The sequence below is a fragment of the Brucella sp. TWI559 genome, from assembly GCF_039674265.1.
In the GTDB taxonomy this organism is placed as follows: Bacteria; Pseudomonadota; Alphaproteobacteria; order Rhizobiales; family Rhizobiaceae; genus Brucella; species Brucella chromiisoli.
Window position 1 is genome coordinate 1 of record NZ_JBDJNE010000012.1, and the last position, 17141, is coordinate 17141.

A 17141-nucleotide genomic window follows, 5' to 3' on the forward strand; every position below is an offset into this window, starting at 1 on the left:
CGCGTTCTGTAAGTTCATAGCGGCGACGTGACATCAAAGACCTCCAAATCCGAAACCTTTGAATCACTAATCCATTCAAATAGCTAGACTATTTATGAGTGCACGACCTAGAACTTAAAGCCGCGTTTGGGCATCCAGGAGAATGCACAACGCCTGAATTATTGACTCAGATGCGAATTCCGTTCTCATCGCAAAACAGATGCATTGCCGATGTTTCAAACGAAAGGCCGACTGTAGTTCCGGCTCTAACATCGCTCCGCCCCTGAAGAACGAATAAAATTTCAGGTTCCGTTTTAAGCGAAATAAATGTCGATGAGCCTGTCGTCTCAACTGTTGCGACTTCAAGACTAAGACACGTGTCACTCGATGAAGACAGGCTGATATGTTCTGGCCGTACCCCGACAACAACACGTCGCCCTGATTGCAGAACCTGTGGTGCGCGTAACGGTTTCACAGTATCTGCACCCAATTCCAGCAGCAAGGTGAGTCCGTCCGCACCAACAATAGCAGGAATAAAATTCATTGCGGGAGAACCAATGAAGCCGGCGACAAAGCGATTGACCGGCTTATCATAAAGATCGATTGGTGTGCCCTGCTGTTCAATCAAGCCATCTTTCATCACAACAACATGATCTGCCATTGTCATGGCTTCAATCTGGTCATGCGTAACATAGACTGATGTGGCGTGAAGCCGATCATGAAGCGCACGGATTTCCTTACGCATATGCACACGCAAAGCAGCGTCCAAATTGGACAACGGCTCATCAAACAAAAAAGCTTGCGGATTACGAATTATCGCCCGGCTCATAGCCACACGCTGTCGCTGACCACCCGACAATTCGCGCGGATAACGTTTCATGAGATGAGAAAGCCCTGTCGTAGCCGCGACTTCTTCAGCTGCCTTTCGCGCCTCACGTTTGTTCACACCACGTACTTTAAGTGAATAAGTCAGGTTCTCCTCGACCGTCATATGCGGATATAGCGCGTAGGACTGGAAGACCATTGCGACATCTCGTTTGCGAGGTGGCACACCATTCATCAACCTGCCGCCAATACGCATATCCCCACCGGAAATGCTTTCAAGTCCTGCGAGAGATCGCAGCAAAGTCGACTTTCCGCAACCTGAAGGGCCGACCAGCGCTACGAACATGCCCTTTTCAATAGAAAGGTTGATATTCTTCAGCGCATGATAATTACCATAATGCTTATTCACGTTAGATAATTCGATCTGGAGGGTCATTTGAGCGCTCCCGAGGTTAGGCCGGATACAATACGGCGCTGCAAGAGGATGAAAAGAGCAAGAATGGGAGTCACATACATAGCCGCGTAAGCCATGATGTTGTTCCATTCACTCGTATTGGGCCCCATGAAGGAATTAAGCCCGACACTGGCTGGCTGAAGTTCGACAGCTTGAATGAGCGATTTCGAATAAACAAACTCGCCAAAGGCCTGCATGAAGATCAGGATCGCGCTGACGAGAATGCCGTTGCGTGCGAGTGGCAACACTATGTGGAAGAAAGCACCGATTCTGGAGTTGCCATCCACAAGGGCTGCTTCCTCAAGCTCTTGCGGCACGGCCATAAATGTCGCGCGCACCAGAACGACAAAGAATGGCAGGCTCTTGGCAGCGATGGCCAAAACAACAGCAAATCGCGGATAATCAAGAAGACCAACCTGCGAGAACCCGACAAAAATTGGCGTTATCATGAGCGATGGCGGCAACACCTGAAGTGTCAGGATCAGAAAAAGTCCGATATCAATCCAGACATTGCGATAGCGCGCAAGCACATAGGCACATCCAACACCAAGAACAGTTATCAGGCTGACTGCACCGAGCGCAATAACGATCGAGTTCCACAGATAGCGCCCCAAATTGCGGCCTTGCCAGACATTCGCGTAAGTCTCCCATTGTGCGGAATGCGGCAGCAACGTTGGCGGCGTGGCAAACATCTCCGAACCGCTTTTAAGCGATGTAATATACATCCAATAAAGCGGAAACAAATACACCGTTGCCAGAACCAGTCCGATCACGAGCATGAGGCGATTACGGGTTTTCCGGCTCATCCTCGCACCTCATGACGAGTCGAGCGCACATAGACAACTGAAGCGAGCATGACAAAACCGAGCATGATGGCCGAGATTGTAGCGCCCTTACCAAAGTCATATTGCCGGAACGATAGATCCCAAGCCCAATATTGAGCCACGTTTGATGTATTGTTAGGGCCACCGTCAGTGATAGCAGCAAAAAGATCAAATTGTTGAAGGGTGAAAATCAGCCCGAGCGCGATCATTGCACCAATTGTCGACCGCATCATCGGCAGCGTAATTGTGTAAAAGCGCTGCCATGCATTCGCACCATCAAGCTCCGCGGCTTCATAAAGATCTGCCGGTATGGCGGCAAGTCCAACCGATAACAGGATCATATTGAAAGATGTTCCCAGCCATATGTTGGCAATAACAACCGCCCAAAGCGAAAAATCAGGGTCCGAACGCCAGAAAATATTGCCATCGATAATACCACTCTCTCGGAGCATGAAGTTGAGTACGCCGAAGTCACCGGAAAGTATCCAGTTCCATATCGCACCCACCACAAGTCCGGGCATTACCCAGGACACGAGAAACACACCACGCAACCATGTTGAGCCAGGAAAATCATTCCAGAAAAATAATGCGAGTCCAAATCCGATCAGAAACTGCCCGACGATGGAAGCAACAACAAACACGAGTGTATTGATCAGTATGGGGAGCGTTTCGGGCTGTTTGAACAAATCAATATAATTCTGAAACCCAACAAAAGGCCTGGCAAAAGTGCCAAGGCTAAACATGTCAACTTCCTGAAAGCTCATTACAATGTTGTAAACAAGCGGTATGCCGGCCAACACGAATAGAAACGCAAATGGCACGGCTAGCAACATGATATCGAAGCCGCGACCATCGCTCATGCTGGAAAATATCTTCTTCATCTGACATCCCTTGGTTCCAATTGAGCTGCCTGTCACTCAGTGACAAACAGCCCATCCGGGAGGATAAAGCTCGGTTTTGTTGCGAAAGGCTGACCATGCAAACATGGTACGTTTCAGGATCCTCAGCCCTCAATAAGCTTGATCTTATCTGCAGCCTGATTGAGCGCTTCTTTTGCCGACATTTGGCCCGTTAATGTGGCTTGAATTGCATCCTGTACCGCCTTTGAAATCTTAGGCCATTGCGGCGACGGCCCACGCGGCTGAGCATATTGCAGCTGTTCGACAAAGACCTTAAGTGCTTTGTCTTTCATCTGGTTACCAGTCGAAGGCGCCGCGATATCAGATCTTGCTGGCAACTGCCCAAAGTTCTTGAACATGTCTTTGTCCTGGGACACGAAATATTCGAGGACTTTGAATGCTTGATCTGGATGCTTGCTGGTAGAGAAGATCGCCCAGTTGTAATCCCCCATCGCAGATGAACGTGGAGCATCTGCATTCGGCACAGGTAAGAGCGCCACACCCCAGCTAAATTTTGCGTCGTTGACCATTCGGTCAATTTCCCATGGACCGGAGATAGCCATACCGGCATTGCCGGCGTTAAAGGTCGCTGTTGCGTCCCACTGGCTGCGTGTGAGCGTATCCGGAGAGGCCAACTTTTCGTCAAGAATGGTTTTCCAGGTTTCCAGCGCCTTCACCGCACCATCGGCATTGATGTTCTTATAAGAACCACCGGCCATCTGCACCCATGGAAGAAACTGGAATGTTCCTTCTTCGTTGGCTTTGGCAGAGAACGCCAGTCCGTAAACATTCTTTGATGGATCGGTCAGTTTACGTGCAACATCTACCAACTCCTCCCAAGTTTTCGGTGGGCTTTCCGGGTCAAGTCCTGCGGCTTTAAACAAATCCTTATTATAATAGAGCGCAATCGTATTGGTGGCTTTCGGGATACCGTAATATTTGCCATCCCACATTGTCGATTTGAGAGGTCCTGGAAAATAATTCTCCACCGTCACCACGTCTGATGCAGCGATCCTATCAGTCAGGTCTAGAAAAGCGTTACGCGACGCAAACATGGCATGGTTGGGATTATCGATTGAAATAATATCGGGTGCATTGCCCGTGGAATAGGCGCGCATCGCCTCACTAACGACATCATCAAACTGGATTTGCCGGTATTCTACACGGATACCAGTGTTAAGCTTATTGAAGTCTTTGATCATATTAGGGGCAGGCTGGATCTCTCTATCCACTGCCCAGACATTGATTGTGATGTCTTCAGCCTGGGCTTCAATCAATGGAAACGAAACCCCGGTCAGCACCAAAACGCCAACTGCTAAATAGTTTACGATACCCATAGTCTCCTCCTCTTTGGTTATCGCGTTCAATAGTTTGACAGGTGCCGCTCCCTCGGCCACCTATCCGCTCAGTCATACCGGATCGACGATAAATTCTCCCCCACGGCATTTTTTAAGATAATTCAATCCGTGGACCTGTCCTGTCATTTCAAGTTCATCCCGATATACCGGGTCATGCCAACCCTCGATATCGATAGATCCCGACCAGCCAGCCAGACGCAGTTCCGAAATGACATCCGTCCAGTTCGTGTCGCCAAAGCCCGGCGTCCGCATGAAAACAAACTTTTCTTTCCCAAAAATCCCATGCTCTTTGATGACATCCCAGCGAATGGTCGCATCTTTGCCATGGACGTGGAAAATTTTGCTAGCCCATTTGCGGATCTGCGGTATTGGGTCAATCAGATAAACCATCTGATGGCACGGCTCCCATTCGATGCCAATGTGATCATCCGTGGTTTCATTGAACATCAATTCCCAAGCATCAGGATTATGGGCGATGTTCCAGTCACCAGTTGCCCAGTTGCCATCCATCGCACAATTTTCAAATGCGATTTTTAAACCTTTGTCAGCGGCCCGCTTGGCCAGCTCACTCCAGATTTCCTTGTAGCGCGGCAGACTGTCCGTCAGCGGCTTGCCGCGCACACGCCCCGTAAAACCAGCAACACAAGTCGCACCGAAGTGATGCGCATTATCGATGCAATCTTTCCAGCCCTGCAACGTCTCAAGATCTACATCCGTGGTTTCCAGAGGATTACCAAACATGCCAAGCGTTGAGATCGTAATATCGCGATCTCCAATTGCCTCAACACAACGTTTGCCCAGTTCTGCCAGATCCTGACTATTTGTAGTTTGCCAGAAAAATGGCTCGAAACTCTCAAAGCCCAGATCGGCAATCTGCCCGATGCGCTTTGCCGCGTCGCCCTTGGTAGCGCTGACCATTGTACCGATGCGAACGGATTTTGCCGGATTGTTCACTGTCTGCACCTCATGCTGCAATTGTTACGCGCTGCCGCAGGCGGGCGCTTTCAATCGCGCCAACCACCATCGCCAGACTGTTGATATTGTCGAAGGATACGGTTTCTGGAACCGTTCCATTTTGAACCGCATGCAGGAACGACGAGATAACGCTCGCATGCCCCTGTGTTTCGCGCGCACTCTTCGGCTCAGAAACGTTTACGGTCACAAAACCATGCAGAAGCCCCTCTTCATGCCCCGAGACGGAGGCCCGCAGATGATCCTCGCCGTCCCAGGTAATCATCCCCTTTGAACCGACAAGACGCCAGTGACTTTCCCAACTCGTCCGTTCTCCTTCCGCGCACCACGACCCGCGATACGTGAAAACCACATTGTTGGAAAACTCGAAAACCGCATTGGCAACCGCGCCATGTGCATACCACGAACCTGTCGGATTGGTTTCGAGACAATAGACGGCTTCCGGCTTCTCACCAGCAACGAACCTTGCCGCATCGAATGTGTGTATTGCCATATCAAGCAACAAAACATTCTGCATTTCCTCACGAAATCCACCAAAGTGTGGCGCAATGAAGAAATCACAATGTATCGCGGAGATTTCACCGATCAGACTTTCTTCCACAGCGCGCCGCAACCGGCGTATTCCTGCGATAAAGCGTCGATTTTGCACGATAGCATGAATCTTTCCGGCTTTTTTTGCCAGATCAATCAGCTGATGCGCCTCGTCAAGCGATGACGCCATCGGCTTTTCACTCAAAACATGGCACCCTGCGGCAAGACCAATGGAAACCACAGAAAATCGTGCCGCCGGAACGACAATATCAAACAGGATATCGGCATTTGTCGTGCTGAGCACTTCCGCAAGATTAGTGCCGATCACCGCGCTAGATAGATTAAACTCCTGCGCCAAGCGTTCTGCAGTTTCTTGGTGCAGATCAACCAACCCGGCAATGCGGATCGCTGAAGACAGCTCCGGAGACGATACGATTGCGCGCAGCCATCCTTTGGCCATAGCTCCGCATCCGCATATAACGGCATTCAATGTCACGATTTCCTCCCGATTACAGCGTGCATTCCCCTTAACGCACATATTCCGTAAACGTTTACGACGCTATGCGATGAGTGCTATTTATGTCAAGACCTGAAAAACCAGAACAAGAAATTGTGCCTTGGGAGAGTATCATGAAGGGTATACGCCAACTTGCGGAGCATCTGAATATTTCCATCGGCACTGTTTCAAGAGCGCTTAATGGCAAACCCGATGTCAACGAAGAAACGCGCCAGCGTGTGCTCGAAGCAGCGGAAAGAATGGGTTATGTCGCCAATCAGTCGGGGCGCAGCCTGAGGAAAGGCGTGACAAATGTCGTCGGGCTTATGACCGGCAGCACACCCGAAACCGTCGAAAATGCTGATAATTTCTTCGTGGGGCTGACAGATGGGCTTCAGAGCGTGCTGTCGCAACACAATCTCGATCTCATTCTTCTCCCCTGCCCCGAAGGCGAAGACAGCGAAGAATATATCAAACGTATGGTCGCCCGCCGCATGGTGGACGCCATGATTATTTCTTCGACTAAACGCATCGACCGGCGCATCGATTTTCTGATCCGGGCACGATTACCGTTCATCGCGCTTGGACGCTCACAATCGGGCGGTTCCCATGCATGGATTGATCTGGACTTTGAAGGGGTGGCGCGCTGCGCAGTCAACCGACTGGTAGCCAACGGCCATCGATACATAGCAATCGCAGTTCCGGACAATGAAACCAATCTCGGCTATCTTTTCCTGGATGGTTATAAACTGGGCCTTGCTGAGAACGGAATCTCGTTTGACCCTTCCCTGATTATTCGCGCAAAATCCAGTGAACAGGGTGGCTATCACGCGGGCAGCGAATTACTCCAGATGTCACCACGCCCCACAGCAATTGTTCTGATTTATGAACTCATGGCTCTGGGTTTATATAGACGGCTCGAAGAGGTGGGCGTCTCTCCCGGTAGCGATATCGCAGTCATTGGGTTTCGCGAAGAATCCCGTGGACGCTTCCTGCAACCACCATTGACGAGCTTCCGGTTATCTTTGCGTGAATTGGGCATATCGGTAGGACAATTGTTGCTCTCCACCATGCCATCATACAGCTCTGCATATCCAATCCAGCAAACCCAGATCGTCTGGCCAATGAAACTTGTTGAAGGCGAGAGCGGCTAATATGGCACTGATACGTTAACGTAAGCGCAGATGTAACTCGGTCTTTGACACAATTCCTATACGCGCTTCAGGCGTGCAATTTCTCGCCCCATGTTGGTAGCGGAACGCCGCAACTCACAATGACCAGCAGCGTTAAATTGATTGCGAGGAAAGTAATGAAAATTGTCGACCGGATCGTGTATCGACGTGAATCTTTGCACATGCCGCGCTGACTTAAAAACGCTTCATATCCCGCTCGCGTCCCCGGATCGACTGATCCCAACTTATCGGTGACCACGAGTCGCGGCGCATAGCCCTGACCAGATAAGAGCATACGCATGAAACGCCTGGCGGCTTTGGTATTGCGGCGTTTCTAGACCAGAACCTCCCAGGCAAAACCATCCTGATCAACCGCTCACCACAAAATGTAATGCTCACCTTTGATCAATATTACGTGTTCATCCAAGTGCCACTTGTCACCAAGATGTTGAGCGCAATGATGGATAGCTTCCAGAAAAAGCCAGTTGTTGCAGCCTTTGTCGCCCCGCGAGGCAAGGACGCTTGAAACACTTCAAGCGCAACGGCCCAATCTTCGCCCGTCATCTTCGTGCTCATGCCGACCTCCAAATCAGTCCGCATGCCATGAATCAGACAAAGCTCAACCGCCCTCCCCCCATTTCCGTTACATACGGAAATCCATCCGAACAGCCTAGCAATGGCCTGCTTGAAGAAATGCCGCGCTACACCGGGATTCCAGTGCTTAAACAGCACGAGATCAAAAGTCTGACCGTCCCGATCACTGGCTCGATAGCGATAAGTCTATTTAACTTTAATCTTTATATTGGTTTCACCAACGCGCCAAAAATGAGCCGTAGAATGCTTGCGCATCTGAGACTGCGCTGCAATTTGAAGCGAGTATCGGACAATCCGTCAGTTCAACGGTGCCATTTATACAGCAGCAAGCTGACTGAGATGTGAAACAAGATCTCCTCCGATACCGGTTGCATTCACCGTCTCGAAATAGTCGTGCCATCCAGTCGCTGTTATTGCGGATAGCAGAGCGCCCATGGCTTCCCGATCGGGCGCGCGCCAAACCGCGAAAAATTGTTGCGAGGCTGGATATTCGACATTACTTTCTGTTTGCCCCGCGGCGATAGGTTCGATCCCCATTGCCAGTAACGGCGCCATGCCCGCACCCACTTTTTCAAAGAATTGGCCGCGCTCGGCCTTGTTCAGTGAAAGCCAAGTTGATTTAGGGCTGTAGAGTTCCGCCAGATAATATGTCATTCTGATATCCATCTTCAGGTGTTACGAGGGAGCGAGCGCAAAGCGCGCTTGCAAATGCGTGCTGTAATGGGATTGCTGCTTTCATGGAGCCAACGATCACAGTGATTTCTTACCCAAAGAGCCTGTGTTTTACTTGCATCGTTGAGCCAGTTTCCAACTGAATCCTGAACATAGGCCGAAGGGTCTGCGCGCAGCGGTTCGAGGATTGGCAAGCCCAGTTCCGGTGCCTGTTTGAGCGCATCAATATGTTTGCACCACACGCCTCGCGGTCTTGTCGCTTCACTCGCAAAGCGGCGTAGCCGCTCGGATGGCTCTCTTGTCCAGACGGTAAGCTCGCTGATTGCGTTTCCAATGTCTTGTGCAATATCGGTTCGCACTGCCATCCATGCCCATTCGCGAACACCAAAATGCCTGTCGTCTGCCAAAGGCTTCATCAGATCAAGACGGTTGGAAAGGGTCAGGCTTTCATCTGCTGCGATGACAAAGCACGCCCATCCCCTCACGGTGTCAGAGGGGTGACTGCGCAATGTCTCTGCAATGCCAAGGCCCAGGCCATTGTAAATTAAACGCCCGGCTAAAGTCATTCTGCGTGAAATACCTTCGCCAGACGCTTGCTTAAGCGTGGCCACAGCTCCAGCACCCAATTGAGGTATTGCGTGGTGCATGAGTTTAGCAAAATCGACAGCCAAACATTCGGTCAGCACCGCAGCTTCAGCTGTCCCGCTGTTGAGGGCATCCAGACGGTCGGGCGCAATCGCGCTCACCTCCCTGCCACTTGGCACTTTCGTCACGATTTTTCCTCCGAAAGCGAAGCGAATGGGCTTTGGCTGCTCGTTGTCAGATTGCTCTTTGCCATTTCGAGCAAACTGCTCAACATCTCTCGCTGCTGACTGTTAAACCCCGAAAACAACGAGGCTATCCACCGACTGTGTTCATTGAACAGATCCAGCGCCATGGCCTCACCCTTTGGGGTCAAACGCACCAGCACCTTGCGCCGATCCTCAATATGGCCGTGGCGGACAAGAAATCCATCGCGCTCAAGACCATCCAGCAGCCCGGTAATTGTCGCACGCGTTACCCCGGACAGTTCTGATAGCTCGTGCGGTGAAAGGCCGTCATCCTGATTGCGCAAAAGAAAAAGCAATACAAACTTGCTTTCTGACAATTGATACGGCGCCAGCCGAGCAGCACAAGCGCGATCAATCGCAGTCGCCAATGCAAGCACTTCGAAACAAAGACGCATATCATCAATATTCGCCTCCCCACGCCGACGGGCCTCATCAATCAGAGCGGTATATTTTTGATCCAGATTTATCATACGGCACCATATAATATGGCGCCGTATTAATGTCAAACACGCATTTCACGCCGACCGGATTGTGCTCTGAAGCGTTTCAGAAAAAGTGCAAAACGCGCTCCAATGTAACGTCTCGCGACCCCATCATCACCTTGGCGACAGCGGGCGGGCGTTCTTTTGAAGACTAAACTGTCTATCTCATCTCACGATCAATATCACGTCTGAGCACAATCGCAGTTGTAAGATCTTCCACAGTCTCATGCACCGCAATCAGATCGCGAACGCGATTGAGCCCGTCAATCGACCCCGTTTCCAGCTCAACAATAAGATCAAGCTGACCGCTGACCGATGATACCCGGCGCACTTCCGGATGCCGCGCAAGGATGTCCAGCAACTCATGTGCTGGGGTCCGTCGCAAATTGATCAAAAACGTTGCGTGAATAACATTCGGGTCGATTTCGCCAATGTCAGCGCGGTAGCCGCGGATAACACCACTTTTCTCAAGATTGGTGACGCGTTCGCTTGTTGCACTTCGTGACAGCCCGATACGTCCGGCCAAAGTTTTAAGCGCTATGCGGGCTTCCTTGGACAAAATTGCCAGTATTTCACGATCTTTTGCGTCAAGTTCCCGCATTATTTACCTATTCACATGACCGGACATGTGCCGGTCCATTCCGACAAAGTGCCGGTTATCCCGACAGGATACTTGATGCCCGAAAATACATTGCATGCCAAGCTGCAGATAAGAAATCAAACTTGGAAAAACTCTGACTATGACCGATCTCTCCCATCCTGCTCCCCAGTTCTCTGCTGCCGATGCTGAAAGGCTCGCCAGGGAACTCTTCGGCGTAACGGCAAGCGCGACAGCACTCGATAGCGAACGTGATCGCAATTATCGGCTCAAAACTGTAACAGATGCCGGTTGGATTCTGAAAATCGTTAATGCCAGTGAACCAAGGCTTGAAAGTGAGTTTCAGACCGCACTCTTAAACCACCTTGCCAATGCCAATTCAAATTTAACGGTGCCGTTCCTGAAACCGAGTCTTTCGGGCGATTTTCTGGCCTCTGCTGTTGCAGAGGATGGTGAGAAACATGCGCTGCGGCTGGTTGGCTGGCTCCCCGGTACACCGCTTGCTCAGGTGCCGAGAACATTTGATCTTATGCGCAATCTCGGTCGCGCGCTTGGCGAACTTGATCATGCATTGCAGGGCTTCATTCATCCGGGGGCCTTGCGCGAGCTGGATTGGGATTTACGCCATGCAGCACGTGCGCGCACGCGCCTGCATTTTGTTCGAGATGCGCAAAAACAAGCGCTCCTTGATCGTTTTATCACGCGCTTTGAAAAATCAGTCGCACCCAAACTGTCGAGCCTGCGCGCTCAGGTCATTCATAATGATGCCAATGACTGGAACATTCTGGTTGACAAGAATGACAACGAAAAAATCGCTGGCCTGATTGATTTCGGCGATGCCGTTCATACTGTTTTGATTGCAGAAGTCGCCATCGCTTGTGCCTATGCTGCACTCGATATGGAAGACCCGATCGGTGCGGCAGCAGCGCTGACAGCGGGGTTCCACGAAAAATACCCGCTTCAGCCAGAAGAAATAGACCTTCTGTTCGATCTCATTGCTATGCGCCTTGTAACCAGCGTGACGTTTTCCGCGTCCCGTCACGATAAGACCGACGACAATCCATATCTTGCAATCAGTGAAGCGCCTGCATGGCGCCTGCTGGAAAAAATGGATGCAATGAATCCGCGCTTCGCAACAGCCATTTTGCGTAAAGCATGTGGGTTTGACGCCATTGATGGAGCTGGCGCTGTTCGAAATTGGATTGCAGAGAACAAGACGTCTTTTGCTCAGATGCTGCGTCCGGCGGCGGCAACCATGAAGAAGGCGATTGTCCCTTACGGTGATGCAACCCACTTTATGACAGTCGCATCGGCCGAGCAGCGCGCGCGCGAAGCGACACAATGGTGGGATGAATTCTGCTCAGACAACAATATCGAACTGGGCATTGGCGCATGGGGTGAAAAACGCACGGTCTACACTGACAAGGCTTTTGAATCTCGTTTCATCGAAGGGCAGCGCCGTATTCATCACCTCGGCGTCGATTTATTCATGCCCGCCGGAACGCCACTTTACACACCCTTGGCTGCAACGGTTATCAGTGTCGAAATCGAGCACGAACCCCTTGGATATGGTGGCCTGATCAAGCTTGAACACCGTCCTGACGGCTGCCCTCCTTTCGTGACCCTTTGGGGACATATGGCGCATGAAGCACTTGAACGCCTGCAGCCGGGCCAGTTACTTCAGGCTGGCGATCTTGTCGGGCATATGGGCGATATTCACGAAAATGGTGGATGGACGCCGCATCTGCATTTCGAAATAACCACCGACATCCATCTCACCGCAACGGAAATTCTGGGTGTGGGTGAAGCAGCCTATCTCGATGTCTGGGCGGATTTGTTTCCCGACGCTTCAGCCCTTGCAGGTATTCCGCCTGAAACATTCCACCAGGACGGACATACCCGCGCTGAGATTATTAAAAAACGCAAAGAAATTTTGCTGCCAAACCTGACGATTTCCTATTCGGAGCCGATCAAGTTCGTTCGCGGTGACGGCGCATGGCTCATTGACAACAAGGGGCGTGCCTATCTCGACTGTTTCAACAATGTCTGCCACATTGGCCACGCTCATCCGGACGTTGTGGCGGCAATTGCCCGGCAGGCGGCATTGCTGAATACCAATACCCGCTATTTGCACGATAATATCGTCAATTACGCTGAACGCCTGACGGCAACATTGCCGGAAGGACTAACGGTGGCCTCTTTTGCCTGTTCTGGCAGCGAGGCCAACAGTCTGGCATTGCGCATGGCCCGCACACATACCGGTCGCAAGGAAGCTATCGTTCTTGACTGGGCTTATCATGGTACGACGCAGGAACTGATCGACCTAAGCCCTTATAAATATAAACGCAAAGGCGGTAAGGGACGGCCTGATCATGTATATGAAGGCATCATTCCCGATAGCTATCATGCACCGGAAGATTGGCCTGTTGAAGAACATGCCAAACGCTTTGCTCAGAACATCGCCGAACACATTGATACAATGCGCCGTCAAGGTCGCTCTCCGGCGTATTTCCTGGCGGAATCCATCCCAAGTGTCGCCGGACAGGTTTTTCTGCCAGAGGGCTATCTCAAAGAAGCGTATGCCATGGTGCGCGCTGCGGGCGGCATCTGCATTGCCGACGAAGTGCAGGTCGGTTTTGGCCGTGTCGGCAGCCATTGGTGGGCGTTTGAAATGCAGGATGTCGTTCCTGATATCGTGACAATGGGCAAACCCATCGGCAATGGTCACCCGATGTCTGCGGTTGTGACAACGCGCGAAGTGGCCGACAGCTTCAACAATGGAATGGAATATTTCAACACGTTTGGAGGCAATCCGGTATCCTGCGCCGCCGGGCTTGCTGTTCTTGATGTGATTGAACGGGATAAATTGCGCGAAAACGCCCTCGATGTGGGCAATTATCTGCTTGCTGGTTTTAAAGAGATGCAGAAGCGTTACGACATTATCGGCGATGTCCGTGGGCGTGGTCTGTTTCTGGGAATCGAACTGGTCACGGATAGAAAAACCAAAGCTCCCGCAACCGCATTGGCACGACAGATCAATGATGGTGCAAGAGAGCGCGGTATTCTGATGGGGACCGAAGGGCCACATGACAATGTGCTGAAAATGCGCCCGTCGATGGTTTTCAGCCGCGCAAATGCCGATCATCTTCTTGATGTTCTCAATGACAGCTTTGCAGCAGCCCTGAAATAATCACTTTAAGAGAACGCTGATTTTAAGGCTGTATTTTTGTTCGGTTTGCCGGGCAAAAATACAGCCTTTTTTATTGGCCGGATTTCCCGGCGCCCATCACAACAATTCATACATGTCCCCCGGCCAGCCCTCCGACAATATGCCGGTTAATTCCGGCAATGTGTCGGGCCGGCAGACATATTGCTGGATGCTTGAATTCAGAGCCTGTGCGAAGCTCATTGATGAAGGTTGATGGCAAACCATAACCCTAGAAGAAAAAGAAAAATCCAGAGGAAACCAAAAAATGAATTCCAGGCTCAAGCGTTTGATTGCCGTTGCTGCTGTGGCAATTTCTGCAACTTTTTCAATAGCTCCAGTACAAGCTGATGAGCTGGAAAAGCTTAAAGAATCTGGCGAAATGCGTATTGCAATGAGCGGTCAATACCCCCCGTTCAGCTTTACCAATGAGCAGAATGAAGTGGTGGGCTTCGATGTGGCGATTGGCTCGGCCATTGCCGAAAAAATCGGTGTTAAGCCCAAAATCGTGACAACGCCTTTTGACGGTATTATTGCCGGTCTTCTGGCCAAAAAATACGATGCCGTTGTTGCCTCCATGACCATTACGCCGGAACGTGAGAAGGCAGTCGATTTTGTTGGACCATACTATCATGCGGGCCGCACGATCGTTGTCAAAGACAGCTCCCCTATTCAGAAGCTCGAAGAACTTAACGGCAAAACCGTTGGTGTCACAATGGGCGATTCCCACGAAAAATGGGCCAAAGCACAAGGTGATCTGACTGTTCGCACCTATAAGGGTCTGCCTGAAATGTTGATCGACCTTGATGCAGGTCGTCTGGATGCGCTTGTTATGGACAGCATTCCAGTGATGATTGCTGTGAAGGAAACGGGCCAGAAGGTTCGTATTCTCGAAACGCCAAATATTGAAGGCGCGCGCGAAGCGCTCGGTATTGCGATCCGCAAAAATAACCCGGAACTCAAGGCAGCCATGCAGAAAGCCCTCGACGAGATGCTTGCTGATGGCAGCTACGAAAAAATCTCGATGGAATGGATCGGCAGCGACATTCGCTGATCGACATCCAATCCGGCCCGGTTGCTCTTCGTCAGCTGATCCGGGCCGGTTCATACGAGTTTTCGGAGTGATTTTATGGATCTAGCGCTAATGCAGCGTGTCCTCCCGTTTTTTCTGGAGGCTGCGTGGGTCACAATCCAGGTTTCTGTGCTTGCTCTTTTATTAGGGTTTGCGATTGCAGGGTTTCTCGTCGCGGCACGTTTGTCCAACAATAAAGCACTGCGCTTTTTATCTGGTGCCTATGTCAGTGTTTTTCGGGGAACGCCCTGTCTGGTGCAGCTTTTCGTGCTTTACTTCGGCGGACCACAAATTGGCCTTGAACTGGACCCCTATGCGGCAGGTATTGTCGGGCTCGGTTTGAATATTGCCGCCTATATGGCTGAATCCATTCGTGGTGCAATTGCGAGTGTGGATAGAGGACAGACGGAAGCTGCTCGCTCTATTGGCTTTGATCGCGAACGCACACTTCGTTTAATTGTTCTGCCGCAAGCCGCCCGCCTGATGATCCGTCCGCTCGGCGTCAATGCAGTGGCACTCGTAAAAGGGTCAGCATTGGTTTCAACAATTTCTGTTGTGGAACTGACCTACACAGCGCAGCGCTTCATCAGCTCGACCTATAAGCCCTTCGAAATATTCGCCGTTGCTGCAATTCTTTACATGATCATTGTCTATATCGTTATCATGATTGTCGATCTTCTCGACAAACGTTTTGCGCCGCGTTGAGGGAGGATCAAATGCCAGCTCTCGACTTCAGTATTGTCCCTCCCTATGCCGAATTGCTGCTGACTGGATTGTGGTGGACGCTTGTTCTCGCCGTCTCGTCCAGTATTTTAAGTTTTGCCTTCGGTATCTTTTTCGCGCTCATCGTCCTTTATGCGCCGTTGGTGCTTGCATATCCGATACGCTTTTTCATGTGGCTGTTCATGGGAACGCCGCTGCTTTTGCAACTCTATCTCATCTATTATGGTCTGGTTCAGATCGGCGTCGATATTCCTGCACTGTTTGCGGGCATCATTGGTCTGAGCCTGCATTTCGCCGTTTACAATGCTGACGTCATTCGCGCTGGCATTCTCTCTGTTGATCAGGGACAGACAGAAGGCGCGCGATCAATCGGACTGAGCCGTGCGCAGGCTTTGCGCTACATTATCATTCCCCAAGGTGTCAGAAACACCATCGCGCCCATCGGCAACAACATGATCGTATTATTGAAAGATACATCCCTCGTTTCAATCATCGGCATTGCAGAGCTTGTTCACAGCGCCCAGATCGCCATCAGTGAAACATATAGCCCGTTTGAATTTTATCTGACCGCTGCCGCACTTTATTATCTGGCTAATCTTGTGATGGAAGCAGGTCTAAGGCGCATTGAAGGAAAAGTGGAGGTGACGCGATGAGCACTCTAAACCCAATGGTGGAAGTTAAAGGTGCCCGCAAAGCCTATGGCGCGCTTGAGGTTCTCAAAGGGATCGACCTTTCTGTGTCACGCGGCCAGATCATTGCCATTATTGGCCCAAGTGGATCAGGCAAGAGCACACTGTTGCGTTCTATCAATCATCTTGAAACCCTTAATGGCGGAGAGGTATGGCTTGATGGGATGCAGGTTAATCAACCTCTCAAAGGACAGGCCTTTGAAAAGCATATCAATGCCGTGCGCCAGCAGATGGGAATGGTGTTTCAGCATTTCAATCTCTTCCCGCATCTGACTGTCGTAGAAAATATTACGCTTGGGCCGATGAAGCTGAAGGGAATGTCCAAGTCTGCGGCGCGTGAACTCGCCAAGGAGCTGCTTTCCAAGGTGGGACTTTCAGAGAAAGTGGATGTTTATCCATCACGCCTTTCGGGCGGCCAAAAGCAACGTGTCGCTATTGCCCGCGCTTTAGCGATGCAGCCCAAGGTCATGCTCTTTGATGAAGCCACATCTGCGCTGGACCCGGAACTGGTTGAGGAAGTCAATCTTGTCATGAAGCAGCTTGCCGCTGAACATATGACCATGTTGATTGTAACCCATGAAATGCGCTTTGCCGGCGAAGTTGCAGATAAGATCATCTTTATGGACAGAGGTGTGGTTGTGGAGCAAGGAGCGCCGAAAGATATATTGTCAAACCCTCAGAATGATCGCACCCGTGCTTTTTTAAGGACGTATCTCGCACATTCGACGCTGCTTTGATCTAACCCAGACAATAGCATTCGAGCATA

Annotated in this window: 17 protein-coding genes; 6 read left to right on the plus strand and 11 right to left on the minus strand. The window is 50.9% G+C overall.

Annotated features, from left to right (window positions below; all coding sequences use genetic code 11):
* Positions 1 to 166 precede the first annotated feature (166 nt).
* The 6 genes from ABE530_RS14350 to ABE530_RS14375 all read right to left on the minus strand — a co-directional run bounded on the left by ABE530_RS14350 (position 167) and on the right by ABE530_RS14375 (position 6338).
* On the minus strand, positions 167 to 1240 hold the full coding sequence (locus tag ABE530_RS14350) for an ABC transporter ATP-binding protein (protein ID WP_499694948.1): 1074 nt from the start codon (positions 1238 to 1240) through the stop codon (positions 167 to 169).
* Entirely contained in the window at positions 1237 to 2064 is an 828-nt protein-coding gene (locus tag ABE530_RS14355) for a carbohydrate ABC transporter permease (RefSeq protein WP_499694949.1), read from the minus strand. The genes ABE530_RS14350 and ABE530_RS14355 overlap by 4 nt, the downstream gene beginning before the upstream one ends.
* On the minus strand, positions 2061 to 2963 hold the full coding sequence (locus ABE530_RS14360; protein ID WP_499694950.1) for a carbohydrate ABC transporter permease: 903 nt from the start codon (positions 2961 to 2963) through the stop codon (positions 2061 to 2063). The genes ABE530_RS14355 and ABE530_RS14360 overlap by 4 nt, the downstream gene beginning before the upstream one ends.
* Before the next feature lie 122 nt (positions 2964 to 3085).
* Positions 3086 to 4318, minus strand: a complete 1233-nt coding sequence (locus ABE530_RS14365) for an ABC transporter substrate-binding protein (RefSeq protein WP_499694951.1) — start codon at positions 4316 to 4318, stop codon at positions 3086 to 3088.
* A 72-nt stretch (positions 4319 to 4390) separates the two neighbouring features.
* On the minus strand, positions 4391 to 5293 hold the full coding sequence (locus ABE530_RS14370) for a sugar phosphate isomerase/epimerase family protein (protein WP_499694952.1): 903 nt from the start codon (positions 5291 to 5293) through the stop codon (positions 4391 to 4393).
* A gap of 10 nt (positions 5294 to 5303) precedes the next feature.
* Positions 5304 to 6338, minus strand: a complete 1035-nt coding sequence (locus ABE530_RS14375) for a Gfo/Idh/MocA family protein (RefSeq protein WP_499694953.1) — start codon at positions 6336 to 6338, stop codon at positions 5304 to 5306.
* A gap of 134 nt (positions 6339 to 6472) precedes the next feature.
* Here ABE530_RS14375 and ABE530_RS14380 point away from each other — a divergent pair, with 134 nt between their 5' ends.
* A complete protein-coding gene (locus tag ABE530_RS14380) occupies positions 6473 to 7492 on the plus strand; it encodes a LacI family DNA-binding transcriptional regulator (protein ID WP_499694954.1) in 1020 nt (339 codons plus the stop codon).
* A gap of 429 nt (positions 7493 to 7921) precedes the next feature.
* On the opposite strand, the gene ABE530_RS14385 is transcribed toward ABE530_RS14380, so the two are convergent.
* From ABE530_RS14385 to ABE530_RS14405, 5 genes are all read right to left on the minus strand, one after another.
* Positions 7922 to 8086 carry a hypothetical protein gene (locus ABE530_RS14385; RefSeq protein ID WP_499694955.1) on the minus strand — a complete coding sequence of 55 codons (165 nt, stop codon included), beginning with the start codon at positions 8084 to 8086 and terminating at the stop codon, positions 7922 to 7924.
* 333 nt (positions 8087 to 8419) lie between these two features.
* Positions 8420 to 8758, minus strand: coding sequence for a DUF6616 family protein (locus ABE530_RS14390; RefSeq protein WP_499694956.1), 339 nt, complete (start codon positions 8756 to 8758; stop codon positions 8420 to 8422).
* Between the two features lie 14 nt (positions 8759 to 8772).
* A complete protein-coding gene (locus tag ABE530_RS14395; protein WP_499694957.1) occupies positions 8773 to 9549 on the minus strand; it encodes a DNA alkylation repair protein in 777 nt (258 codons plus the stop codon).
* Positions 9546 to 10076: a MarR family winged helix-turn-helix transcriptional regulator gene (locus tag ABE530_RS14400; protein WP_265985865.1), complete on the minus strand. Its 531-nt coding sequence runs from the start codon at positions 10074 to 10076 to the stop codon at positions 9546 to 9548. The genes ABE530_RS14395 and ABE530_RS14400 overlap by 4 nt, the downstream gene beginning before the upstream one ends.
* A gap of 172 nt (positions 10077 to 10248) precedes the next feature.
* Entirely contained in the window at positions 10249 to 10689 is a 441-nt protein-coding gene (locus tag ABE530_RS14405) for an Lrp/AsnC family transcriptional regulator (RefSeq protein ID WP_265985866.1), read from the minus strand.
* A 139-nt stretch (positions 10690 to 10828) separates the two neighbouring features.
* On the opposite strand from ABE530_RS14405, the gene ABE530_RS14410 reads away from it, so the two are divergent.
* The 5 genes from ABE530_RS14410 (at position 10829) to ABE530_RS14430 (ending at position 17112) form a co-directional block, all read left to right on the plus strand.
* Positions 10829 to 13876, plus strand: a complete 3048-nt coding sequence (locus ABE530_RS14410) for an aminotransferase class III-fold pyridoxal phosphate-dependent enzyme (protein ID WP_499694958.1) — start codon at positions 10829 to 10831, stop codon at positions 13874 to 13876.
* A gap of 283 nt (positions 13877 to 14159) precedes the next feature.
* Entirely contained in the window at positions 14160 to 14945 is a 786-nt protein-coding gene (locus ABE530_RS14415; RefSeq protein WP_265985868.1) for an ABC transporter substrate-binding protein, read from the plus strand.
* Positions 14946 to 15020: 75 nt separating this feature from the next.
* Positions 15021 to 15668 carry an amino acid ABC transporter permease gene (locus tag ABE530_RS14420; RefSeq protein ID WP_265985869.1) on the plus strand — a complete coding sequence of 216 codons (648 nt, stop codon included), beginning with the start codon at positions 15021 to 15023 and terminating at the stop codon, positions 15666 to 15668.
* A gap of 11 nt (positions 15669 to 15679) precedes the next feature.
* Positions 15680 to 16339 carry an amino acid ABC transporter permease gene (locus ABE530_RS14425; RefSeq protein ID WP_265985870.1) on the plus strand — a complete coding sequence of 220 codons (660 nt, stop codon included), beginning with the start codon at positions 15680 to 15682 and terminating at the stop codon, positions 16337 to 16339.
* The gene (locus tag ABE530_RS14430; RefSeq protein WP_323054559.1) at positions 16336 to 17112 is read left to right on the plus strand and encodes an amino acid ABC transporter ATP-binding protein; all 777 of its coding nucleotides are present in this window, start codon (positions 16336 to 16338) and stop codon (positions 17110 to 17112) included. The genes ABE530_RS14425 and ABE530_RS14430 overlap by 4 nt, the downstream gene beginning before the upstream one ends.
* The last annotated feature ends 29 nt before the right edge of the window (positions 17113 to 17141 follow it).